General features: G+C 70.6%; 29 protein-coding genes and 1 pseudogene. 20 read left to right on the top strand and 10 right to left on the bottom strand.

What is annotated here, in order from left to right; all coding sequences use genetic code 11:
- The 4 genes from VGO20_RS01145 to VGO20_RS01130 all read left to right on the top strand — a co-directional run.
- On the top strand, window positions 1-323 hold a 323-nt coding region (locus tag VGO20_RS01145; protein WP_327500439.1), incomplete at its 5' end, for a copper chaperone.
- A 121-nt stretch (window positions 324-444) separates the two neighbouring features.
- Entirely contained in the window at window positions 445-1131 is a 687-nt protein-coding gene (locus VGO20_RS01140) for a GntR family transcriptional regulator (RefSeq protein ID WP_327500438.1), read from the top strand.
- Between the two features lie 24 nt (window positions 1132-1155).
- Window positions 1156-1986 carry a phytanoyl-CoA dioxygenase family protein gene (locus tag VGO20_RS01135; protein WP_327500437.1) on the top strand — a complete coding sequence of 277 codons (831 nt, stop codon included), beginning with the start codon at window positions 1156-1158 and terminating at the stop codon, window positions 1984-1986.
- Window positions 1987-2006: 20 nt separating this feature from the next.
- A complete protein-coding gene (locus tag VGO20_RS01130) occupies window positions 2007-3311 on the top strand; it encodes an NAD(P)H-dependent oxidoreductase (RefSeq protein ID WP_327500436.1) in 1305 nt (434 codons plus the stop codon).
- A gap of 9 nt (window positions 3312-3320) precedes the next feature.
- Here VGO20_RS01130 and VGO20_RS01125 read toward each other — a convergent pair whose 3' ends face one another.
- Genes VGO20_RS01125 through VGO20_RS01115 form a run of 3 tightly spaced genes read right to left on the bottom strand, consistent with a single transcriptional unit; the run spans window position 3321 to window position 4982 of the window.
- Window positions 3321-3902: an NAD(P)-dependent oxidoreductase gene (locus VGO20_RS01125; RefSeq protein ID WP_327500435.1), complete on the bottom strand. Its 582-nt coding sequence runs from the start codon at window positions 3900-3902 to the stop codon at window positions 3321-3323.
- A gap of 19 nt (window positions 3903-3921) precedes the next feature.
- Window positions 3922-4548: a glutathione S-transferase family protein gene (locus VGO20_RS01120; protein WP_327500434.1), complete on the bottom strand. Its 627-nt coding sequence runs from the start codon at window positions 4546-4548 to the stop codon at window positions 3922-3924.
- On the bottom strand, window positions 4545-4982 hold the full coding sequence (locus VGO20_RS01115; RefSeq protein ID WP_327500433.1) for a VOC family protein: 438 nt from the start codon (window positions 4980-4982) through the stop codon (window positions 4545-4547). The genes VGO20_RS01120 and VGO20_RS01115 overlap by 4 nt, the downstream gene beginning before the upstream one ends.
- 93 nt (window positions 4983-5075) lie before the next feature.
- Between VGO20_RS01115 and VGO20_RS01110 the strand changes: the two genes are divergently transcribed.
- The 4 genes from VGO20_RS01110 to VGO20_RS01095 all read left to right on the top strand — a co-directional run bounded on the left by VGO20_RS01110 (window position 5076) and on the right by VGO20_RS01095 (window position 7051).
- Window positions 5076-5978 (top strand): LysR family transcriptional regulator, encoded by a 903-nt coding sequence (locus tag VGO20_RS01110; protein WP_327500432.1) that lies wholly within the window; start codon window positions 5076-5078, stop codon window positions 5976-5978.
- Window positions 5979-6185: 207 nt separating this feature from the next.
- Complete coding sequence (locus VGO20_RS01105; RefSeq protein ID WP_327500431.1) at window positions 6186-6395, top strand: cold-shock protein; 210 nt, start codon at window positions 6186-6188, stop codon at window positions 6393-6395.
- An 87-nt stretch (window positions 6396-6482) separates the two neighbouring features.
- Window positions 6483-6674, top strand: a complete 192-nt coding sequence (locus tag VGO20_RS01100) for a hypothetical protein (RefSeq protein WP_327500430.1) — start codon at window positions 6483-6485, stop codon at window positions 6672-6674.
- A complete protein-coding gene (locus VGO20_RS01095) occupies window positions 6671-7051 on the top strand; it encodes a DUF6481 family protein (protein ID WP_327500429.1) in 381 nt (126 codons plus the stop codon). Before VGO20_RS01100 ends, VGO20_RS01095 begins: the two co-directional genes overlap by 4 nt.
- Window positions 7052-7080: 29 nt before the next feature.
- Here VGO20_RS01095 and VGO20_RS01090 read toward each other — a convergent pair whose 3' ends face one another.
- Window positions 7081-7671, bottom strand: a complete 591-nt coding sequence (locus VGO20_RS01090; protein WP_327500428.1) for a DNA polymerase III subunit epsilon — start codon at window positions 7669-7671, stop codon at window positions 7081-7083.
- 85 nt (window positions 7672-7756) lie between these two features.
- Window positions 7757-8545 (bottom strand): hypothetical protein, encoded by a 789-nt coding sequence (locus VGO20_RS01085; protein WP_327500427.1) that lies wholly within the window; start codon window positions 8543-8545, stop codon window positions 7757-7759.
- A gap of 317 nt (window positions 8546-8862) precedes the next feature.
- Between VGO20_RS01085 and VGO20_RS01080 the strand changes: the two genes are divergently transcribed.
- The 6 genes from VGO20_RS01080 to VGO20_RS01055 all read left to right on the top strand — a co-directional run bounded on the left by VGO20_RS01080 (window position 8863) and on the right by VGO20_RS01055 (window position 12361).
- Window positions 8863-9120, top strand: coding sequence for a YjhX family toxin (locus tag VGO20_RS01080; RefSeq protein WP_327500426.1), 258 nt, complete (start codon window positions 8863-8865; stop codon window positions 9118-9120).
- Between the two features lie 8 nt (window positions 9121-9128).
- Window positions 9129-9647 (top strand): GNAT family N-acetyltransferase, encoded by a 519-nt coding sequence (locus VGO20_RS01075; RefSeq protein WP_327500425.1) that lies wholly within the window; start codon window positions 9129-9131, stop codon window positions 9645-9647.
- Window positions 9648-9731: 84 nt separating this feature from the next.
- Window positions 9732-10640 (top strand): DMT family transporter, encoded by a 909-nt coding sequence (locus VGO20_RS01070; protein WP_327500424.1) that lies wholly within the window; start codon window positions 9732-9734, stop codon window positions 10638-10640.
- Window positions 10637-11146, top strand: coding sequence for a P-loop nucleotide/nucleoside kinase family protein (locus VGO20_RS01065; protein ID WP_327500423.1), 510 nt, complete (start codon window positions 10637-10639; stop codon window positions 11144-11146). The genes VGO20_RS01070 and VGO20_RS01065 overlap by 4 nt, the downstream gene beginning before the upstream one ends.
- A 339-nt stretch (window positions 11147-11485) precedes the next feature.
- Window positions 11486-11860 carry a DUF4258 domain-containing protein gene (locus tag VGO20_RS01060; protein ID WP_327500422.1) on the top strand — a complete coding sequence of 125 codons (375 nt, stop codon included), beginning with the start codon at window positions 11486-11488 and terminating at the stop codon, window positions 11858-11860.
- Window positions 11861-11872: 12 nt separating this feature from the next.
- Window positions 11873-12361: a hypothetical protein gene (locus VGO20_RS01055; protein WP_327500421.1), complete on the top strand. Its 489-nt coding sequence runs from the start codon at window positions 11873-11875 to the stop codon at window positions 12359-12361.
- A gap of 58 nt (window positions 12362-12419) precedes the next feature.
- On the opposite strand, the gene VGO20_RS01050 is transcribed toward VGO20_RS01055, so the two are convergent.
- Window positions 12420-13277 carry a LysR family transcriptional regulator gene (locus VGO20_RS01050; RefSeq protein WP_327500420.1) on the bottom strand — a complete coding sequence of 286 codons (858 nt, stop codon included), beginning with the start codon at window positions 13275-13277 and terminating at the stop codon, window positions 12420-12422.
- Window positions 13278-13373: 96 nt separating this feature from the next.
- Between VGO20_RS01050 and VGO20_RS01045 the strand changes: the two genes are divergently transcribed.
- Together VGO20_RS01045 and kce are read left to right on the top strand one after the other, a co-directional pair.
- Window positions 13374-13754 (top strand): tautomerase family protein, encoded by a 381-nt coding sequence (locus tag VGO20_RS01045; protein WP_327500419.1) that lies wholly within the window; start codon window positions 13374-13376, stop codon window positions 13752-13754.
- A gap of 31 nt (window positions 13755-13785) precedes the next feature.
- A complete protein-coding gene (kce, locus tag VGO20_RS01040; RefSeq protein ID WP_327500418.1) occupies window positions 13786-14718 on the top strand; it encodes a 3,5-dioxohexanoate:acetyl-CoA acetone transferase in 933 nt (310 codons plus the stop codon).
- A 7-nt stretch (window positions 14719-14725) separates the two neighbouring features.
- Here kce and VGO20_RS01035 read toward each other — a convergent pair whose 3' ends face one another.
- Complete coding sequence (locus tag VGO20_RS01035; RefSeq protein WP_327500417.1) at window positions 14726-15646, bottom strand: LysR family transcriptional regulator; 921 nt, start codon at window positions 15644-15646, stop codon at window positions 14726-14728.
- 110 nt (window positions 15647-15756) lie between these two features.
- Between VGO20_RS01035 and VGO20_RS01030 the strand changes: the two genes are divergently transcribed.
- Window positions 15757-16077, top strand: a complete 321-nt coding sequence (locus VGO20_RS01030; RefSeq protein ID WP_327500416.1) for a nuclear transport factor 2 family protein — start codon at window positions 15757-15759, stop codon at window positions 16075-16077.
- Window positions 16077-16856: an SDR family oxidoreductase gene (locus VGO20_RS01025; RefSeq protein ID WP_327500440.1), complete on the top strand. Its 780-nt coding sequence runs from the start codon at window positions 16077-16079 to the stop codon at window positions 16854-16856. Before VGO20_RS01030 ends, VGO20_RS01025 begins: the two co-directional genes overlap by 1 nt.
- A gap of 146 nt (window positions 16857-17002) precedes the next feature.
- Here the strand turns inward: VGO20_RS01025 and VGO20_RS01020 are convergent, their stop codons facing one another.
- Both VGO20_RS01020 and VGO20_RS01015 read right to left on the bottom strand, forming a co-directional pair.
- Window positions 17003-17710 carry a hypothetical protein gene (locus tag VGO20_RS01020; RefSeq protein WP_327500415.1) on the bottom strand — a complete coding sequence of 236 codons (708 nt, stop codon included), beginning with the start codon at window positions 17708-17710 and terminating at the stop codon, window positions 17003-17005.
- Window positions 17711-17819: 109 nt separating this feature from the next.
- Window positions 17820-18323: a helix-turn-helix domain-containing protein gene (locus VGO20_RS01015; RefSeq protein ID WP_327500414.1), complete on the bottom strand. Its 504-nt coding sequence runs from the start codon at window positions 18321-18323 to the stop codon at window positions 17820-17822.
- Window positions 18324-18758: 435 nt separating this feature from the next.
- On the opposite strand from VGO20_RS01015, the gene VGO20_RS01010 reads away from it, so the two are divergent.
- Together VGO20_RS01010 and VGO20_RS01005 are read left to right on the top strand one after the other, a co-directional pair.
- Window positions 18759-18917: a hypothetical protein gene (locus VGO20_RS01010; RefSeq protein WP_327500413.1), complete on the top strand. Its 159-nt coding sequence runs from the start codon at window positions 18759-18761 to the stop codon at window positions 18915-18917.
- 68 nt (window positions 18918-18985) lie between these two features.
- Window positions 18986-19276: a type II toxin-antitoxin system ParD family antitoxin gene (locus VGO20_RS01005; RefSeq protein WP_327500412.1), complete on the top strand. Its 291-nt coding sequence runs from the start codon at window positions 18986-18988 to the stop codon at window positions 19274-19276.
- 393 nt (window positions 19277-19669) lie between these two features.
- Here VGO20_RS01005 and VGO20_RS01000 read toward each other — a convergent pair.
- Window positions 19670-19808 (bottom strand): annotated as a pseudogene (locus VGO20_RS01000) (S-formylglutathione hydrolase); the annotation flags it as partial.

Genomic DNA, 19808 nt, shown 5'->3' with positions numbered 1-19808 from the left:
CGCTCCAGTTCACGGCGTGGAAGGCGCGCCACCTCGCCTGCTGCCGGGAGATGCCGGGGCGCGGCCATGCCCTGGCGGCCGACGCGGGCACGGCATGGCGGCACGGGCTGCGCCTGGGCCTCCATTGCTGTTGCTGCTGCGCCAACCTGACGGCGATCCTGCTGGTCGTCGGGGTCATGGACCCTGGTGCGATGGTGGCCGTGGCGGCAGCCATCACCGCCGAGCGCCTCGCGCCGGCCGGCAAGCGCGTCGCCCGGGCCATCGGGGCCGTCGCCGTCGCGGCGGGGGTGCTCCTGATCGCGCGGGCGGCCGGGCTCGGGTGACGCGTCCGGAGGGAGAGGAAACATCGAAACGGGTTAGTCCGCGACGCGCCTTGCCCCGGCCTCGCCGCGCCGGCATAATGAATTCGGAATGCCGAATTCACTGCCTGGGGAACGCCGCCTCGTGAAGCCCGTGGACGCCCAGCCGATCCTGATCGACCAGGTCTACGAACGCCTCGTCGGGGCGATCACGGAGGGCAGCCTGCGGCCGGGCACGCGCATCCGGCAGGAGGAGCTGGCTTTGATGCTCGGCGTGTCGCGGCAGCCCGTCAGCCATGCGCTCCAGCTGCTGCGGCGCCAGGGGCTGATCGAGGTGTCGGGGCGGCGCGGCTGGACCGTGGCGCGGATCGACGGCGGCCGCATCCGCGACCTGTACCAGGTCAGGACGGCGCTCGACGCGCTCGCCGCGCGCCTCGCAGCCGAGAGGGTGGCCGGCGGCCGCGCCTCGGCGGCGGAGACCGGGGCGCTGCGCGAGGCGCTCGAGCGCGGCGCGGCACTTCCGGCGGAGGCCGGCGTGGCGGCCTATGTGGCGGCCGACGTCGCGTTCCACACCGCCGTCTACCGCCTGTCCGGCAACGCCGCCATCGAGGAGACCGTCTCGGCGCAGTGGCTGCACCTGAAGCGGTCGATGGCGATCGTCCTCGGCACGCCGGGCCAGCGCCCGCAGATATGGAGCGAGCACGCCGGCATCGCCGGGCTGGTGCTGGACGGCGACGCGGACGGGGCCGAGGCCGCCGCCCGCAGCCATACCGACCGGGCGGCGAGCGACACCGTGCGCTGCCTGGAGGAGACCGCCGCCCACGCCGCCTGAGGAAACCAGCAGGAGGAAACGACCATGAAGCTCACCCCCGGGAAGCTCACCCCCGGGAAGCTCACCCAAGGGCAGCTCGCGGAGTTCGACGAACAGGGCTATCTGTTCCTACCGGACTGCTTCTCGGACGAGGAGGTCGCCGTCCTGCGCCGCGAGGCCGAGGCGATCTACGCCACCGACCGGCAGGAGGTGTGGCGCGAGACCAGCGGGGCGCCGCGCACGGCCTTCGCCGCCCACACCTACAACGAGGCCTTCGGCATCCTGGGCGCGCATCCCCGGCTGATCGAGCCCGTCGAGCAGCTGTTCGGCGAGAAGCTGTACATGCACCAGTACAAGGTGAACGCCAAGGCCGCCTTCGACGGCGAGGTCTGGCAGTGGCACCAGGACTACGGCACCTGGGCACGCGACGACGGCATGCCCGAGCCCCGCGCCATGAACATCGCGGTGTTCCTGGACGAGGTGATGGCGATCAACGGCCCGCTGATGCTGATCCCCAAGAGCCACCGGCACGGCACGCTGGCCGCCGGCCACGACCGGCAGACGACCTCGTACCCGCTGTGGACGCTGGACAAGGAGACGGTCACGCGCCTGGTGGAGGACGGCGGCGTCGTCGCCCCGACCGGCAAGCCGGGCGCGGTGCTGATGTTCCACGGCAATCTCGTCCACGGCTCGGCCGGCAACATCACGCCCTTCCCGCGCAAGATCGTCTACCTGACGCTGTGCGCGGTCTCGAACCACATCCGCAAGCCGACCCGGCCGGACTGGATCGCGCATCGCGACTTCACGCCGATCCAGGCGGTCCCCGACGACGCCCTGCTGGCCTATGCGCGGTCCCATCGGGCGGCCGCGGAATAGCACGCAGGAAAGGACCGGCCATGAACCTCCACCGCCTGCTCCAGCAGCGCGCCGCCTCGAAGCGCCCCGTCCGGGTCGGCCTGATCGGCGCCGGCAAGTTCGGCTCGATGTTCCTGTCCCAGGTGCCGACGACGCCGGGCCTGGAGGTCGCGGTGATCGCCGACCTCGACCCGGACCGGGCGCGCGCGGCCTGCCTCGCGGTGGGCTGGGACGAGGCGCGCGTCGCCCGGACCGACTTCACCGCGTCCGGGGCCGACGCCTGCCGCCATCCCGACATCGAGGTCGTGATCGAGGCGACGGGCCTGCCGGCCGCCGGCATCGCGCATGCCCGCGCGGCGATCGCGGCCGGCCGGCACGTCGTGATGGTGAACGTCGAGGCCGACGTGCTGGCCGGCCCCCTGCTGGCCGAGGAGGCGCGCGGGAAGGGCGTCGTCTACTCCATGGCCTATGGCGACCAGCCGGCGCTGACGGCGGAGCTGGTCGACTGGGCGCGCGCCGCCGGCTTCGCGGTCGTGGCCGCCGGGAAGGGCACCAAGTACCTGCCGCTCTACCATGGCGTCACCCCCGACGACGTGTGGGCGCATTACGGCCTGACGCCCGAGGAGGCGCGGCGCGCCGGGATGAACCCGCAGATGTTCAACTCCTTCCTGGACGGCACCAAGTCGGCGCTGGAGATGGCGGCCATCGCGAACGCCTGCGAGCTGGACGTGCCTTCCGGCGGGCTGGCGTTCCCGCCCTGCGGCGTGGACGATCTCGCGCATGTGCTGCGCCCGCGCGCCGAGGGCGGCGTGCTGGAGCGCGAGGGCATGGTCGAGGTCGTCTCCTCGCTGGAGCGCGACGGCCGGCCGGTGTTCCGGGACCTGCGCTGGGGCGTCTACGTCGTGCTGAAGGCGCCCAACGACTACGCCGCCGCCTGCTTCCGGCAATACGGCCTGAAGACCGACGCCAGCGGCCGCTACGCCGCGATGTACAAGCCGTTCCACCTGATCGGGCTGGAGCTGGGCATCTCGGTGCTGTCGGTGGCGCTGCGCGGCGAGCCCACCGGGCAGACGCGGGGCTTTCGCGGCGACGTCGCCGCGGTCGCCAAACGCCGGCTGACGGCCGGGGAGATGCTGGACGGCGAGGGCGGCCACACCGTCTGGGGCAAGCTGCTGCCCGCCCGGCGCAGCCTGGCCGAGGGCGCGCTGCCCATCGGCCTGGCGCACAGGGTCAGGCTGCGCGCCGACGTCGCGGCCGGCGCGATCGTCCGCTGGGCGGACATCGATATCCCGGACGACGAGGCGGTGCGCGTGCGGCGCGCGATGGAGGAACGCTTCGCGGGCTGATGCCGGCCTTCAGTAGGCGACGCTGAAGCGCCGGCGGGGATGGCGGGGGGTCTCCAGCTCGTCGAGCAGGGCGGCGGCGTAGTCCTGGAGCGAGATGCGGCTGCGGCCCTCGCCGTCCTTCAGCAGGGCGTCGCCGCCGAGGCGGAAGCGGCCCGTGCGCTCGCCGGAGACCAGTTCGGCGGCCGGGCTCAAGAAGCACCAGTCGAGTTCGGGCTCGGCGCGCAGCATCTCCAGGAACTCCGCCGTCGCGAGCGCGCCGGCCTTCCATTGCTGCGGGAAGTCCGGCTCGTCGACGAGGCGCCGGCCGGGCGCCACCTCCAGGCTGCCGGCGCCGCCGACGGCCAGGAGCCGCAGCCCCGCCCGCTTCGCCGCCTCCACGATCGAGCGCGCGCCGCGCAGCCCGTCGGCCGCACCGGGGTTGTAGGCGCTCACCACGGCGTCGTGGCCGGCGAGCAAGGCGGCGAGGCCGCCGGTGTCGTGGACGTCCATCACGGCGCGGGTGACGGCGGTCACCGCGTGGCCGCGCTCCAGGGCTTCGGCCAGGAGCTTCGAGCCGATATAGCCGGTCGACCCGATCAGCGCGATCTTCATGGGTGGTTTCCTCATCAGGTCAGGTTGCCGGCGCCAGCCGGGACATGGGCTCGAAGCCGGGCAGGGCCTCGATGCGGCCGAGCCAGGCCAGCACGTGGGGATAGGGGTCGAGCGCGATGCCGCCCTCGGGCGCATGGGCGACATAGGCGTAGTTGGCGAGGTCGGCGATCGTCGGGCCGGCGCCGGCCAGGAACGCGCCCGTTGCCAGGTGGCGGTCCATGACCGCGAGCAGGCCGGCCGCGACCGCCTTGGCGCCCGCGACGTCGACCGGCCGCCCGAACACGGCGGCGAGGCGCGCGGCGTTCGGCCCGTTGAACAGCGGCCCCTGGGCGACCGAGAGCCAGCGCTGGACCTCGGCCGCGGCGGCCGGGTCGGCGGGCAGCCAGGTCCGGGCGGCATCGTAGCGCAGGGCGAGATAGACCAGGATCGCGGCCGAGTCCGCGATCACGGTGCCGCCGTCCTCGATCGCGGGGACGGTGCCGAAGGGGTTGAGGCGCAGGAAGTCCGGGGACTTGTGCTCGCCCGCGCGCAGGTCGACGGCGCGGAACGCATGGGGCAGGCCGAGCATGCGCAGCAGCAGCGCCACCCGGTGCGTGTGGCCCGACACCGCCGAGCCGTGCAGCACGATGGGTGCGGCGGGCGTCATGCGGCGGTCTCCTGGCCCGGGACCTGGCGGGCAAGTATCTGGTTGAACTCGATCACGTTGCCGTCGGCGTCGCGGATGAAGCACACCCGCCGCCGGCCGTCGCCGTAGACGACCGGCCCCTCGGTGACGCGGACGTTCTCGGCGCGCAGCCAGGCCAGCAGGGCGTCGAGGTCGTCGACGACGAAGGCGGCATGGGTCCAGCCCGGCCATTTGTCGGCGACGTCCATCAGGACGTTGGCGCCGCCGGGCGGGGGGCTGGCGTTGTAGATCAGGTTCAGGCGCACGCCGGCGTCGTTGATCAGGCCGAGGGCGGAGTGCTCGGGGGCGTCCTCGCCGGGTTCGGGACGGAAGCCGAGGCCGGCGAAGAAGCGGGCCGCCCCCTCGCGGTCGGTGACGCGCAGGCCGACATGGTCCAGCGACCGGATCTTGAACATCGTCTCTCCTCGATGCGGGTTGTTGGTGGCGCGATCCTGCGCTGTTACGCTATGCCGCAACATTCCCCGAGAATGCCGATGGAGTTTGCACGGATGCGGCAACGCCTGGACTGGAGCGACCTGCGGCTGGTGCTGGCGATCGGGCGCGGCGGCTCGCTGTCGGCGGCGGCGCGCGCGCTCGGCCTCGACCATTCGACCGTCCACCGCCGGATCGGCCAGGTCGAGGACCGCCTGGGCGTGCGCCTGTTCGAGCGGCTGCGCAGCGGCTACGTGCCGACGGCCGCGGGCGAGGAGGCGGTGGCGATCGCGGCCAGGGTCGAGGAGGAGGTGCTGGCGCTGGAGCTGAAGCTGGCCGGCGAGGATTTGCGGCCGTCCGGCGCCGTGCGGGTGGCGACCAGCGACGCGATCCTGGCCGCGCTGCTGACGCCGCTGGTCGCGGAGCTGCGGCGCGTCCATCCCGGCATCGTGCTGGAGGTCGGGACGACCAGCCTCGCCGTGGACCTGGCGCGGCGCGAGGCCGACGTCGCGGTGCGGGTCACCAACGAGCCGCCCGAACACCTGATCGGCCGGCGCCTGGGCACGATCGCGGGCGCGGCCTACGGCGCGCCCGCCTATCTGGACGGGCTGGCGGAGGGGCTGCGCGCCGGCGGCACGGACCCGGCCGCGTATGACTGGATCGGCTTCGACGAGAGCCTGGGCCATATCGGCACCGCGCGCTGGATGCGGGCGGCGGTGCCGGCGGAGCGGATCGCGTACCGGGCCGACACGGTGCTGGGCATGGCCGACGCGGCGCGGCTCGGCATCGGGATCGCCGCCCTGCCCGACGCGCTGGGCGACCGCGTGCCGGGCCTGCGCCGGCTCGACCCCTCGCCGATCCCGCGGGCGGAGACGGGGTTCTGGCTGCTGACCCATCCGGGCCTGCGCCACGTCGCGCGGGTGAAGGCGGTGTTCGAGTTCCTGGCGCTGCGGCTGCGGGAGGAGCTGGCCGAGGCCTGAGGGCCGGGGAGCGTGCGGGCGGACGATATCGGGGGCGATGCGGGATTCCGCTTGCATAGGCCGGGGAGGATCCCCATTTTGACCCGATCGAACTTGCTACGGGCTATGCGATCTCCGGTCCCGTCCACGGACCTGAGCCTCTATCCCCAAGTGATTTGATGCCCCTCCACATGTCGTGCGGGGCAACAGCCAACAGGGGGAAGACCCATGGCTATCGGTACCGTGAAGTGGTTCAACGCGACCAAGGGCTTCGGCTTCATCCAGCCGGAAGACGGCTCGGCCGACGTCTTCGTCCACATCTCCGCCGTCGAGCGCGCCGGCATGAGCAACCTCAACGAGGGCCAGAAGCTCTCGTACGAAGAGGTGCGCGACCCGCGCCGCGGCAAGACTTCGGCCGAGAACCTGCGCGCCGTCTGAGTGCTGCGGGAACGGCGGACTAGAGGGCGGCTTCGGCCGCCCTCTAGTTTTTTCCAGGGATAGCGCCCCGGCTTCAGCGGAGACCCCATGGCCTTCAAGCCGAACTACAACCAGCAGCGTGCCGAACGGACCCGCGCGAAGCAGCAGAAGAAGCAGGAGAGGCTTCAGCGCCGCGAGGCCGACGCCACACGGCGCAAGGCCGATGGCGACGAGCCCGGCGAGGCCGGCGAGGCTGCATCCCAGGACACCGAGGCGCAGGACACGGAGGACAGCAAATGAACGGCTTCAGGAACGCAGGCTTCAACGACCGCCTGAACGCGGCCGCCACCGCCCGGAAGGCGCAGCTGGAGAAATTCCGCGCGCGGCCCGAGGTGTCCGACCCCGAATTCGCCGAACGGCGGCTGGCGCGCGACGCCGTCCGCGAGGCCCGCGAGGCCCGCGAGGCGGAGCGCAAGGCCGAGCGCAAGGCGCAGGCCGAGCGCGAAGCCGCCGAGGCGGTCGCCCGCCGGGAAGCCGAGGAAGCCGAGCGCAAGGCCCTCGAAGCCGAACAGGCGCGCGAGGCCGCCGAGGCGGTCGTCCGCCAGCAGGCCGAGGAAGCCGAGCGCAAGGCCGCCCGCGACGCGCGCTACGCGGCGCGCAAGGCGCGCCAGCGCTAGCCGGGGAACACCGCTCGGGCGCGGACGCGCTATGCCGGGCCGCCGCGACCCATCAGGGTCGCCAGGAGGCCGGCATAGCCCCGGGCATCGTCGATGGCCCGGTGCGTGTGTTCATGGCCGCCCAGCCAATCGGCGGGATACCGGCCGACGTCGCACGTCCATGTCGGCCAGCCCAGCCTACCGGCGGCGAATGACGCCAGGCACAGGGGCGTGCTCCTGAACAGGCGCCCGGGCCGCCACGGGCCTTCGAGGAGGCGCTCCCGGGTGAAGCGCTGCAGGTAGAAGTCCATCCAGGGGCCGTCGAGCGCGAGCGGATGCGCGGCGAAGATCGCGTCGCCCGGCAGCCCCCTCACCCAATCGACGAAACGCCCCATCACCGCCCCCGGCGGCTCCGGGTCCGTGGTCGCGGCGGCGTAGGCTTCGGGCTGCGTGCGCCAGAAGGCCAGGGTCTCCGGGTCGGGCGACGCGCCGTCGAGCGGGCCGAGGACGGCCTCGAACTCCCCATGCCGCCGCCCGCCGGGCGCCACGGCGACGGATGCGAAGGACAGCATCGAGTGGCGGCCGGGAACGGGACCGTCGAACTCGGCGTCCGTCACGACGTAGATGGGCTTTTCGATCATCCGGCGGCACTCCGATCCCGTGTCTTCGCCCGAGGCCCGTAGCCCGCCCCCGCCGGGGCGGCGATCGGGACCGGCGAAGGATAGCCTACTGCTTCGGCGTTCGCAGCGGGCGGCCGTCGATGGGGTCGAGGCCGCGGGCGCGGCGGCTCTCGATCAGCTCGTCGCGGTAGTAGTCGCCGAGGCCCCAGGGGTAGTTGCGGACGTCGTAGTCGTCGGGCAGGTGGCCGTTGTGGTCCTCCATCAGCCGGAACACCGCGTCGGCCGCCTTGCGGCAGCGCGTGATCGACGGCAGCCAGGTCTCCGCGTCCCGCAGCAGGTCGCTGATCCCCTCCAAATTCTCGGGCGAGTCCAGCGGGCCCCGCAGCGGCGCGTGCTCGTGCGGCAGCGGCGGCATCGCCGGCGGCGCGCCTTCCTCCGACAGGTCGGCCGGGTCCGCCGGCGCCGCGTCGTTGTCCTCCTCCTCCTGGTCCTGCAGGGCGTCGAGCGGGTCGGGCTCGGCCTCGAAGCCCTGGGCGATGCGGATCGCGCGCAGCGCGTCGGTGCGGTCGCCGGCCGCGAGCGCCACGTCGAGCACGCGCAGCAGGCGCGACATCAGCCGGTTGCGCAGGTCCTGGTGCCGGGCGCGGCAGGCGACCACGATCTCGACCAGCCGGGCCGTGACGTCCGGCTCGGCCAGCAGAGCGCGCGCGCAGGACCCCGCCTTGTCCCAGGGGAAGCCCGCCAGGCGGGCGGCGGTCACGGGGGCGACGCCGGACGCGACGTGGCGGCAGAACGCCTCGCGCCGGGGCGCCAGCGTGCCCGCGCCGACGACCGGGACCGGCGCGGGCGCCACCTTCGGCCGGATGGGTTCGATGGGGACCGGGGTGAACGCCATGGCCTGGGCTCCATGTCCTTGAATTCAGATCAATATAGGATACTTATCACATAACGGGACGTCAAGAGGTTGTGCGGCGGCCCGTTTCTTCTCCCTCGGGCAGGTCCGTTGACGGGGAAAAGGCCGCCGGGTATCGTCCCGTCCGTCCGGCGCGCCGTCGCCGGGGCATATCGGGGGATTTCATGCCGGAGATTGTCGCGACCCACTGACCGCCTCGCCCAGGGCGAGGCTCGGTGACGCATTGCGGTTGACCGGCGCGCACGCGACGCAGCGCGCCGGGCCGATGCGTCGTGTGGTCTTGCGTACGAGTCTCCGAAATGAACGTCTCCAGGATGGAGCAGCGCGTCCTGCACGTGCTCGCCCAGGGCGGACACATCCGCCATCACCGCGCCGAAGACGGGCGCGTCGTCGCCGTCGATTGCTTCAACCGCGAAGGCCACAGGCTGGCCGACTGCACGCTCGACACCTTCCACAGGCTCAGGCGGCGCAGGCTGATCGAGGCCAGGAGCGGCGGTCCGTACCGGATCTCGCGCTCCGGCCGCGCCGCCGTGCGCCCGCAACCCGACAACCGCTGAGGACCGCCATGAGAATCGAGGAAGAGACCCAAGCCCTTGCCGCGCGGATCCGCGCCGTCCTCGCCGCCGCCTTCGGCGGCGGGAACGAGGCCGATCTGGTCGAGCGGCTGCGCGCCGACGGGCTGGTGCGCCTGGCGCTGGTCGCGCTCGAAGATGGCGAGGCCGAGGACGGAGAGGTCGTCGGCCACGTCGTGTTCAGCGACCTCGCGGTCGAGGTCGATGGCCGGAAGGTCGACGCGGTCGCGCTGGCGCCGGTCGCCGTCCGGCCCGACCGCCAGCGCCGCGGGACCGGCGCGGCGCTGATCCGCGCCGGGCTGGAGAGGCTGCGCCGGGACGGCTGCGAGGCGGTCGTCGTGCTCGGCCATCCCCGGTACTACCCGCGCTTCGGCTTCTCCCCGGCGCTCGCGCGCAAGCTGGCGGCCCCGTTCGCGGGCGATGCCTTCATGGCGCTGGAACTGGCGGAGGGCGCGCTGGCCGGAGCGGCGGGCTCGGTCCGCTATCCCGACGCGTTCGGCATCGCCGGGTAGCAGAGGGCGCGCCGCCCTCGCGCGGGACTTGACCCGGGGACGTCATACGATGACGATCACGGCCTGCACGAGGGGGGACGGGCGATGGAGGCGGGAAGGATGGAGGGGCGGCGCGCCGTGCTGGCCGGCGCCGCGGCGGCGGCCGCGGTCGTGGTCCTGTTCTCGGCCTTCACGCTCGTCTCGCGGCTCGGCACGCTCGACGCCCTGCGGGCCTGGGACCTCGCGGCGCTGCGCTTCGGGGTCGGGGGCGTGCTGCTGCTGCCGGTGCTGATGCGGCGCGGGCTGGCGGGCCTGAGCCTGGGGCGGGCGGCGCGGCTGTCCTTCTTCGGCGGGCTCGGCTTCGCGCTGCTGGCCTATGCCGGCTTCGCCCGCGCGCCCGCCGCCCATGGGGCCGTCTTCCTGCACGGCATGCTGCCGGCGTTCGGCACGCTCGCAGGCGCCCTGTGGCTGGGCGAGCGCCCGTCGGCCCGGCGCCTGATCGGCGCGGGGCTGATCCTGGCGGGGGTCGCGGCGCTGGCGCTCGACGCGCTGGGGGCGGCGACGGGGACCGTGCTGCTGGGCGATGCCTGCCTGGTCGGGGCGTCGGCCTGCTGGTCGGTCTACGGCGTGCTGATCCGCCGCTACAAGGTGGACGCCGTCGCCGCCGCCGCGATCGTGACGCCGCTGTCCATGGCGGTCTACCTGCCGGTCTATTTCCTGGCGCTCGACCCGCAGCTCGGTCAGGTGGCGGTGGGGACGCTGGCGGCGCAGGCGGTGTTCCAGGGCGTGCTGATCGCGATCGCCTCGCTGCTGGCCTATACGCTGGCGGTGTCGCTGCTGGGAGCGACCGAGACGGCGGTCGCCACGGCGGCCGTGCCGTGCCTGACCACGGTGGCGGCGATCCCGCTGCTGGGCGAGATGCCCGGCCCGCTGACCTGGGCGGGGGTCGCCATCGCCAGCCTGGGGATGGTCGCGGCACTCTCGCGCGGCAAACCGAAGGGGGACGGACGATGACGCGGCCCGGGCCGGTCCTGCATCTTCTGTGCGGCAAGCTCGCCTCGGGCAAGAGCACGCTCGCGCGCCGGATAGCGCGGGAGCAGGGCGCGATCCTGTTCAGCGAGGATATGTGGCTCTCGCGCCTCTATCCCGGCGAGATCGCGACCTTCCCCGACTATCTCGAGCGCAGCGCCCGGCTGCGCTCCGTCATCGCGCCCCATGCCGAGGCGCTTCTGCGCGCGGGCGTGCCGGTCGTGTTCGACTTCGCCGGCAACACGCCGCGCGAGCGGGGCTGGGTGCGCGCGATCTTCGAGGCGGCGGGGGCGGACCACCTGCTGCATTCGATCGTCGCCTCCGACGCGCTGTGCAAGCGCCAGCTCCGCCGCCGCAACGAGGAACTGCCGGAGGGCGCCAAGGCGACGACGGAGGCGGAGTTCGACGCGATCACCCGCCATTTCGTCCCCCCGGGCGAGGAGGAGGGTTTCCGCGTGGTGCGCCACGAGGGGGGAAGCGGCGATCCGTGAGGCCGTGAGGCCGTGAGGCCGACGGAGCGGGCTCTGAGTTCATCCAGTCGGGGAGCACGGGCCTTCTGGCGGGTGACGCTTTTGCTGCCGGATGGATGGAACGCAAGGACGGCAAATGGGTCCAGACCTCGGCGAAGCCGATGGCGGCCTTCCGGAAGGAGCTCCTTCCCGTCATTGCCGGCACAGCTATGGCGCCACAGGGCTTCGCAGCGAGCGGGCCATTCAAGCTGTAGCGGACCGGCGGGCGTTCCACCTCCAGAATGGCGTGCCGACGGCAGGCTCTTAAGGGGGCCACTACCATCATTATCTTGCAATGGGTCATTTTGAGGGATAGATATTGTGGACAGGAAGGCTGCCCGGGACGCTATCAGGGCTCTCGCGAAGGACCGCGACAAGGTGAGGTTCACCAGGCATGCCCGCAAGCGTGATCCAGAAGCCGGGAAGCCCCCAATCAGCGAACGCCAAGCCGTCCAATGCCTTTTGAGCGGCTTTCTGACGGAGGATCCGACGCCGGACATATCTCTGACCAACGGCTGGAAGTTCACCTGCCAACGAACAGCGGATGAAACGATGACGGTGGTTGCCGGGGTTGTGGTGCCGGAGACGAAGATCCTGGTCATCACAGCCTATGAGAACTGGCTGTTCACCCGCAGGTCGAAGCCGGGACCAGGCGATGACTGGGAAGACGAGTGGAAGGACGAGGACGAGGAATAGGAGGGACACGAAATGTACCACTATACGCAATGCGGACTCGACAACATCTGGCTGCTCAATGGCTATCACGAGGAGGACCTCGGCGAGTATGGCGCGACCGTGGTGGTTGAGCGGGCCGACGAACTGGAGCGCGTAATCGCGCTTCATCTGGCAAAGCAGGAACGGCCGCTGACCGGGCAGGAGTTCCGGTTTCTCCGCGTAATGCTGGATCTGAGCCAGACGTCCATAGGACGGCGGCTCGGGAAGGACTACCAGACCGTAGCACGGTGGGAGGCCGACACCCACAAGGCCGTCCCGCGCTTTGCCGACGCCTCAATCCGCGCCCGGTACCTGGAATCCATCGGCGAGCGGCCACTCTTCACTCAGATCGAAGACCGACTGGCCGAGATTGCGGCAGCAGTCGGCAAGGGCAGCTTGGCCAAGGCGAAGCTCGCCTTCGAGGAGCGGCCCGGCGGCCAGTGGTCCAGCAAACAGGTCAAGGAATCGGAGTTGATTGGATAGCTGGTGCTGGTACGATGCCTTTGCGAAGAAACGCCTCCTTCAGGGCCGGCTCGCCTAACTAGCCTCGCACCGCGCCCCTGAAGGCGGCGGAAAGGGCGGCGAGCGCATCGCGCGGCCGGCCGTCCCCGACCCTGGTGTGGAGCAGGACCGGCAGGCGCGGCAGGTCGGGAAGCCCGAGCCTGGCGCCTACGTCGAGCGCGCCGAACGGCAGCATGCGCGGAGAGAGTGCGGCGACGCCGAGCCCGGCCATGACGGCGGCGGCGACCGCCGCGACGCCGCCGCCGACGAAGATCTCCGTCCAGGGCACGCCCGCCTCGTCGAGAAGGCGCGAGGACATCACGCGGACGCCGCAGGGCTCGGCGAGCGTGGCGACCGGCAGGGGCTCGTCCGCGCGGTGCTGCCAGCCCGGCCCCGCGAACCAGCCGAACTTCTCCTCGGTGATGATTTCCCCGTCGCTGCGCCCGGCATGCAGGCGGACGATCACCGTGTCGAGTTCCCGCCGGTCGAAGCTCTGGAGCAGGTCGCCCGACGATCCGATCCGGATCTCGATCAGCAGCTTGGGGTCCTGCGCGTTCATGCGCGCGATCAGCGCCGGAAGCTCCGGCCCGGCGACATGGTCGCTGATGCCGATGGTGAGGCGCCGCCGGGCCCCGGCGAATGCCGTGAGCGCGCGGTCGTGCGCCTCCAGAAGCTCGCGGGCGTGCTCGACGAAGGCCGTGCCCCGCGCCGAAAGCTCGACGTAGCGGGGCGTGCGCTCGACGAGCCGGCAGCCGAGCCTCGCCTCCAGGCGCTTCAGCTTCAAGCTGACCGCGGCCTGCGTCGTCCGCATGGCTTCGGCCGCGCGCGTGAAGCTGCCGAGCTCGGCGATGTGGACGAAAGCCTGGACGGCATCCAAGTCGAGGGGACGTTCGGCCATATCCGAACCTTATCGCTGATATCAACTCTCATAGCATACCAAAATGGATGGCTTGGATGTAGCGTCGGGACGGGACGAAACAGGAAAGGACCCGCGATGCCGCTCCTCCATATCTCGATGCGCGCCGGAAAGCCGGAAGCCTACCGGCAGGCGATCTTCGACGGCCTCTACCGCGCGATGCGGGAGACGTTCAATGTGCCGGAAGACGACCAGTTCATGACCATCACGGAGCATGACGCCGCGAATTTCCGCTACAGCGCGTCTTATCTCGGCGTCGCCCGGAGCGACGACCTCGTGCTGATCCGGATCACCGCGAACGACACCCGCGGCATCGAGCAGAAGAAGGCGCTGTTCCGGCGGATCGCGGAGCTGCTCGGCGAGAACCCCGGCATCCGGCCGGAGGACGTGTTCGTGAGCCTGGTCGAGGTCGCGAAGGAGAACTGGTCGCTGGGCAACGGCCTCGCCCAATACGCTTGAGGCGTTACGGGAAACCCGAGAGGAGGCGATCATGGCCGAATGCAGGAAAGTCATCATCACCTGCGCCGTCACCGGCTCGATCCACACGCCGTCGATGTCGCCGTACCTGCCGGTCACGCCGGCCGAGATCGCGCGAGCGGCGATCGAGGCGGCCGAGGCCGGTGCGGCGATCGTGCATCTCCATGCGCGCGATCCGGTAGACGGGCGGCCGGACCAGCGCCCCGAAGCCTTCCTGCCGTTCCTGCGGACCATCCGGGAGCGGTCGGACTGCGTGGTCAACCTGACCACCGGCGGCGCCGCGACGATGAGCATCGGGGAGCGGCTGGAACCCGCGTCAAGGTTCGAGCCGGAGGTCGCCTCCCTCAACATGGGGTCGATGAATTTCGGGCTCTACCCGATGCTCGACCGCTTCAAGGACCTGAAGCACGCGTGGGAACGAGAATACCTGGAGGGGTCGCGCGACAGGGTCTTCAGGAACACGTTCGCCGACATCGAAACGATCCTGACGAAATGCGCCGCGAACGGCACTCGTTTCGAGGTCGAATGCTACGACATCGGCCATCTCTACACGCTGGCGCATTTCGCCGACCGCGGGATCATCGAGCCGCCCTTCTTCGTGCAGAGCGTGTTCGGGATCCTGGGCGGAATCGGGGCCCATCCCGAGGACGTGATGATGATGAAGCGAACGGCCGACCGTCTCTTCGGCGGGGACTACCACTGGTCGGTCCTGGGCGCGGGACGCCATCAGCTGCCGATAGCGGCGCAGGCGGCGGCCATGGGCGGCCATGTGAGGGTCGGGCTGGAGGATTCGCTTTGGATCGGGCCGGGCCGGCTGGCGACCTCCAGCGCCGAGCAGGTCCGCCTGGCGCGCCGGATCGTCGAAGGGCTGGGGCTTTGCGTCGCGACGCCGCAGGACGCGCGCGCCATCCTGCAGTTGAAGGGGGCCGACCGCGTGGCGTTCTGATCATGGGTCATCCCGGCGCGACGCCGGAGAGCCGGCCCTGGGCGAACTCGCGGGCCGACGTCAGGAAGGCCTTCAGTCCGGCGGACAGGTTGCGCCGGCCGGGATAGTAGAGGCAGAGGCCCGGGAAGGGCGGGGTCCAGTCCTCCAGCACGCGGACGAGGCGCCCTGCCCGGATGTCGGCAAGGACGTCCTGCTCCATGAAGAAGCCGAGGCCGATGCCCTCGAGCACGGCGGTGCGCGCCAGCCCCGCCTCGTCGAGCGTGATCGGGCCGCGCACGTCGACGTGCACGGCCTCGCCCCGCCCCTCGAACCGCCACCGGTAGAGCGCCCCGTTGGGCAGGCGCACGCGGATGCAGGCGTGATCGAGAAGGTCCGGAGGCACGCGAGGCTTCCCGTGGCGCTCGAAATAGGCCGGAGAGCCCACGACGGCGTATCGCTGGGGGCGCCCGAGCGAAACGGCGATCATGTCGCTGGGAACGAGATCGGCGACGCGCACGCCCAGGTCGAAGCCCTCGGCGACGATGTCGACCAGCCGTCCTTCGGTGACCAGGTCGACGTTCATTTCCGGGTAGCGGCGAAGGAAATCGAGCACGAGCGGCGAGATGATCTCGCGCGCCGCGAACGCGGCGGCATTGATCCGCAGCGTTCCCGACGGCGTCTCGCGCTGCGAGCGCACCGCTTCCAGGGCACCGTGGATATCCCGGAGCGCGGGGCCGACCTGTTCGACGAAGAGCCGGCCGGCATCGGTCAGCGCGACGCTGCGGGTCGTGCGGTTGAACAGGCGGACGCCGAGCCCCGCCTCGAGCTTGCCGATCGCATGGCTCAAGGCGGTCGTGGACATCCCGAGATCGATCGCCGCGGCGCGGAACGATCCCCGCCGGGCGATGGCGACGACGGCATCCAGATCGTTCAGGCCCGTGCGTTCCATTGTCCCGATTTTCTCAATCCGTCATGCCGTTTTATCCCTATTATCCGCACAATCGTCCAGCCCTACATTCGGCGGCAGCTTTCCCGCCAACCCGAGAGAGGAGCAGGACGATGGAGCTTCCTTCAGCCGTGAACGCGTATTTCGAAGCCGACCGGGGCGACGACGCCGAGGCCCTGGGCCGAGCCTTTCGCGCCGACGCCGCGGTCAGGGACGAGGGCGCCGTCCATCAGGGCGTCGAGGCGATACGGGCATGGTGGCTTGCCGCAAAGCGCAAGTATCGCCACGTCGCCGAGCCGATCGGGGTGACCGGGACGGGCGAGAAGGTCTCGGTCCGGGCGAGGGTGAGCGGGCGGTTCCCCGGCAGCCCCGCGACGCTCGACTTCGTCTTCACGCTCGCGGACGGCGGGATCGTCGGGCTGGATATCCGATGATGGCCGAATTCCTCACCTTGAAGGGCAAGCGCGCCCTCGTCACGTCCGGCACGCGGGGTGCCGGGGCCGCGACCGTCGAACTCTTCCGGGAGCTTGGCGCGCAGGTGCTGACGACGGCGCGCTCGCGGCCGGAGGCGCTGCCGGAAGAGCTCTTCGTCGCCGCCGACCTCACGACCGCGGACGGCTGCGCCACGGTGGCCCGGGCCGTGCGCCGGCGGCTGGGCGGCGCCGACATCATCGTGCACATGCTCGGCGGTTCGTCGGCCCCGGGCGGCGGCTTCGCGGCGCTGACCGATGCCCAGTGGCGGAAGGAACTCGACCTCAACCTCTTCCCTGCGGTCCGGCTCGACCGGGAGCTCGTCCCGGGCATGGTCGCGCAGGGGAGCGGGGTGGTGATACACGTCTCCTCCATCCAGAGATCGCTGCCCCTGCCGGAGGCGACGACCGCCTATGCCGCCGCCAAGGCCGCGCTGTCCACCTACAGCAAGAGCCTGTCGAAGGAGGTGTCGCCCAAGGGCGTGCGCGTCGTGCGGGTCTCGCCGGGATGGATCGAGACGGACGCCTCCGTGCGCCTGGCGGAACGGCTCGCCCGGGAAGCGGGCACGGACTACGAGGGGGGCAGGAAGATCATCATGGACGCGCTCGGCGGCATCCCGATCGGGCGCCCGTCCAAGCCGGCCGAAGTCGCGAGCCTGATCGCGTTCCTCGCGTCCGAGCGCGCCGCGTCGATCACCGGCACCGAGCACGTGATCGACGGCGGCACGGTCCCGACGGTGTGACCGGCTCGGGCGGGGTCATCGCGTCAGGACCCGCCCGACACCCGTCCTGGACCGCCCTCATGTCGTCGTCCTCGATGAAGTCGGAACCCCAGTAGCGGAGAAACAAGAAAGACATAGGTTGCGGACAGCTATACTTCCTCTTAACTTCAGAATCGCAGATTGTTGCCATCGCGCGGTTGCGCTAGAATCTCCGGCACGCGGCTATGATAAGCAATCCAGTCCCGGGTGCTCGGGCAGATCCAGCCTGCCACCTCCAGGATGCTCGCGTAGTCCGCCACTAGGTGCCGACCAAAGATCGGCTCGTGGTGGGCGATCCGGTTCCGGAATGTCCGGAGATAATCGAGCGGTCGATGCACGTCTGCGCGGGATTTACGGACATGAGGGAACGCCCGGTGCAGCGCGGGACGCCATAGGCTCATTTCGTAGTTCGCCCGGGTTGCCCTGGCGTCTGCCATGTAGCCGCCACGTCCCAGAAGGGAAACCCAGAAACCGAACGCCAAGGCGGCCACTACATGAGGGGGGTCGACCGGATAACCTTCCCGTCCCAGATCGGCCTTGGCGCCCGCAACGCGGTTGAGGGCACCTGCGTCGAGCCGGCATTGAGGGTTATCGTACCAGTTCGGCCCGTAGGTGGCGGAGATCTGCCGATGCATGGCGTTGCGGACGGCCACTTCCAGGCCCTGGAGAGGCCCGTAGAAGGCGGCGCTGACGGCTGTATTCCAAGTGTACAGGCGAATTGCCTTCTCCCGGTCGCCGCCCGCAGCAGCGATGTAGGTCGCCATACGCTCGGGCGACAGCGATACCTCCAGCGCACTGAGAAGTGCGGGATAAAGGGTAAAGGCGTTGACGCTCATCCGAAATCTGCCTAAATCAGTATCTGTAGGCCCCGGACCCGCCTCTGCCGCAAGGCATGCGACCGGGGCTCAGCATTTCTGGAGCCTCAGGACTCTGTAACGCCGCGGTTCAACCCGGTACAGAGGGTTTAGGCTTCGGCTTGAAGCCGGGTTTCGCCACCACCTCACGCTTAGCTGTCGCCTCGGCAATCTCATTTTCAACCTGCCGGAACTCCGGCTCGAGAGCTTTCAGCCGTTCAACCAAGCCAGACAGGTCGTAGGTGTTGCTCAGCTTGCCACCATGCGCACCGAACCGGTCAACCCGCTTCACTAGCTTCATCTTCTCCAAATCAGCAATGTGCCGCTGCACCTGGCGTGCGCTCAGGCCCAGCCGTTGGGAAAGGCGCTCCTTTGACGGGAACGGCTTGCGCTTCTCGTCCCACCAGTGGTCGCAGAGTTGGAGCAACACCGCGAGCTGCGTCGGGTTGAGGCTGAGGCGGCGCTGCGCGCGGAGCAGCAGCGAAGGCACCATGCAGAAGCCCAACTTCATAACGGCGGCGCCCCACTTCTCCTCGGACGCCTTCGCCGCCTTGGCTGGCCGAAGCTGAATAACCTTCGCTTCTGTGGTACTCATGGCAGGGCTCCTTGTTCGTGCACCTCCGAAATACGCCCGACCATTCGGACGCACAAGGGGGCAGCACTAGACGAATTTGACTACTGGCAGGAGACATACACACCTTGGAGCCCCCGGTTGCGACCGTCCGCTCTTAAACAGGAACCGGTGACCAGGACAACGTCAACCGCAGATCAATGAGGACCAGGAGGGCTCCAGCCACTGATGACTGGAGGGGGCGTAGTCACGCTGGACTGCCAGCTTTTCCACTTCGCCCAGCCGCTGCCATACCGTAGCGGTGGGTGCACCCCCGCCGCGAAGCCACCAGCACCGCCGCGACCATGCGCATCTTCGCGCCCACGCATCTCCGCCGCCTGGACCGCCGCGGGCGCAACGGCAGCCCGGCTTGGAGGTTGACGTGTCACGGACGCCCCGTACCAACCTAGGGAGACCCCGATGCCCGAGGACGAGAAACGGCACCCCGAAGGGCCTCGGCGCGACCAGCGCGCACCGGACGGAGCGGGCGACGCCGTCCCGCGCACGACCGAGGAGAACGAGCGGACGGCGGAAGGCGGGCGGCCGGAGAAGGCGCCCAATCCCGGCCATCCGGTCTGAGGCGAGCCTGCGGAGCCGGATTTGCCGAGCCAAGCCGGCGTGATACGCTCTCCCGGCGAGGAGGAACCATGCCGCACCGCACCGTGGAGCTGAGCGAAGCCGAGAACCGCTTCATCGAGGAGCGCGTCTCGTCGGGGCGCTACCACGATGCCGACGAAGTCGTGCGGGCAGGCCTGCGCTTGCTCGACCGGCAGGAGCGTGAGGAGGCAGGGAAGATCGAACGCCTCCGGGAGTTGCTCCGCGAAGGCGAGGACGCATACGAGCGCGGAGACTACGTGGAAGTCGGTTCCGATGCGGAACTGGACGCGCTGATGGACCGCATCGGCGCGCAAACCGGGCCTCGCCGGCACGGCGATTGACGGGTGCGCCGCCTTCGTGTCACCGATGCGGCGCTGGACGACATCCGGTCCGCCCCGGCCAGGAGCGGCGAGGCGTTCGGCCTTGCCGGCCGGACGCGCTATGAGGCGCTGATCCGGCAGGCGCTCGCAGGCGCTCAGGGACATCCGCCGCGATCCGCTGCGCGCCGGCAGCAGGCTGCATGCCGAGGTCGGAGCGGACACCCGGTCATATCATCTGAGCCATAGCCGGCTCCGGGTACCCGAGGGAACGGGCGTCGTCGGGCGACCGCGCCACGTCGTCTTCTACCGGCTGGTCGGCGACGACGTGATCGTCGTCGGCCGCATCCTCCACGATGCGATGGAGCCGGGCAGGCATCTCGTAGAGGATGCCCCGCCCGGGTGATCCGGCGCCGCTCACGCCGCCAGGGCGGCGGCGTGGTGGCGGAGGTGGTCGTCGATGAAGGTGGCGATGAAGAAGTAGCTGTGGTCGTAGCCGGGCTGCAGGCGCAGGGTCAGGGGATGGCCCGCCGCACCGGCCGCGGCCCGGAGCGCT

The organism is Arenibaculum sp. (genome assembly GCF_035998295.1).
Lineage (GTDB): Bacteria > Pseudomonadota > Alphaproteobacteria > Azospirillales > Azospirillaceae > DASYHS01.
The sequence above is the reverse complement of the archived record's forward strand: the minus strand, read 5'-3'. Positions and strand labels throughout refer to the sequence as shown.

Bases quoted from the DNA above. Each gene is read 5' to 3' on its own strand.
- VGO20_RS01095 (WP_327500429.1), top strand. From the start codon at position 6,671: ATGAACGGCTTCAGGAACGCAGGCTTCAACGACCGCCTGAACGCGGCC.
- VGO20_RS01035 (WP_327500417.1), bottom strand. From the start codon at position 15,646: ATGGAACGCACGGGCCTGAACGATCTGGATGCCGTCGTCGCCATCGCC.
- VGO20_RS01090 (WP_327500428.1), bottom strand. From the start codon at position 7,671: ATGATCGAAAAGCCCATCTACGTCGTGACGGACGCCGAGTTCGACGGT.
- VGO20_RS01010 (WP_327500413.1), top strand. From the start codon at position 18,759: ATGCCCGAGGACGAGAAACGGCACCCCGAAGGGCCTCGGCGCGACCAG.
- VGO20_RS01100 (WP_327500430.1), top strand. From the start codon at position 6,483: ATGGCCTTCAAGCCGAACTACAACCAGCAGCGTGCCGAACGGACCCGC.
- VGO20_RS01020 (WP_327500415.1), bottom strand. From the start codon at position 17,710: ATGAGCGTCAACGCCTTTACCCTTTATCCCGCACTTCTCAGTGCGCTG.
- VGO20_RS01015 (WP_327500414.1), bottom strand. From the start codon at position 18,323: ATGAGTACCACAGAAGCGAAGGTTATTCAGCTTCGGCCAGCCAAGGCG.
- VGO20_RS01070 (WP_327500424.1), top strand. From the start codon at position 9,732: ATGGAGGCGGGAAGGATGGAGGGGCGGCGCGCCGTGCTGGCCGGCGCC.
- VGO20_RS01110 (WP_327500432.1), top strand. From the start codon at position 5,076: ATGCGGCAACGCCTGGACTGGAGCGACCTGCGGCTGGTGCTGGCGATC.
- VGO20_RS01025 (WP_327500440.1), top strand. From the start codon at position 16,077: ATGGCCGAATTCCTCACCTTGAAGGGCAAGCGCGCCCTCGTCACGTCC.
- VGO20_RS01005 (WP_327500412.1), top strand. From the start codon at position 18,986: ATGCCGCACCGCACCGTGGAGCTGAGCGAAGCCGAGAACCGCTTCATC.
- VGO20_RS01120 (WP_327500434.1), bottom strand. From the start codon at position 4,548: ATGACGCCCGCCGCACCCATCGTGCTGCACGGCTCGGCGGTGTCGGGC.
- VGO20_RS01045 (WP_327500419.1), top strand. From the start codon at position 13,374: ATGCCGCTCCTCCATATCTCGATGCGCGCCGGAAAGCCGGAAGCCTAC.
- VGO20_RS01075 (WP_327500425.1), top strand. From the start codon at position 9,129: ATGAGAATCGAGGAAGAGACCCAAGCCCTTGCCGCGCGGATCCGCGCC.
- VGO20_RS01030 (WP_327500416.1), top strand. From the start codon at position 15,757: ATGGAGCTTCCTTCAGCCGTGAACGCGTATTTCGAAGCCGACCGGGGC.
- VGO20_RS01065 (WP_327500423.1), top strand. From the start codon at position 10,637: ATGACGCGGCCCGGGCCGGTCCTGCATCTTCTGTGCGGCAAGCTCGCC.
- VGO20_RS01115 (WP_327500433.1), bottom strand. From the start codon at position 4,982: ATGTTCAAGATCCGGTCGCTGGACCATGTCGGCCTGCGCGTCACCGAC.
- kce (WP_327500418.1), top strand. From the start codon at position 13,786: ATGGCCGAATGCAGGAAAGTCATCATCACCTGCGCCGTCACCGGCTCG.
- VGO20_RS01080 (WP_327500426.1), top strand. From the start codon at position 8,863: ATGAACGTCTCCAGGATGGAGCAGCGCGTCCTGCACGTGCTCGCCCAG.
- VGO20_RS01055 (WP_327500421.1), top strand. From the start codon at position 11,873: ATGTACCACTATACGCAATGCGGACTCGACAACATCTGGCTGCTCAAT.
- VGO20_RS01105 (WP_327500431.1), top strand. From the start codon at position 6,186: ATGGCTATCGGTACCGTGAAGTGGTTCAACGCGACCAAGGGCTTCGGC.
- VGO20_RS01135 (WP_327500437.1), top strand. From the start codon at position 1,156: ATGAAGCTCACCCCCGGGAAGCTCACCCCCGGGAAGCTCACCCAAGGG.
- VGO20_RS01085 (WP_327500427.1), bottom strand. From the start codon at position 8,545: ATGGCGTTCACCCCGGTCCCCATCGAACCCATCCGGCCGAAGGTGGCG.
- VGO20_RS01125 (WP_327500435.1), bottom strand. From the start codon at position 3,902: ATGAAGATCGCGCTGATCGGGTCGACCGGCTATATCGGCTCGAAGCTC.
- VGO20_RS01130 (WP_327500436.1), top strand. From the start codon at position 2,007: ATGAACCTCCACCGCCTGCTCCAGCAGCGCGCCGCCTCGAAGCGCCCC.
- VGO20_RS01050 (WP_327500420.1), bottom strand. From the start codon at position 13,277: ATGGCCGAACGTCCCCTCGACTTGGATGCCGTCCAGGCTTTCGTCCAC.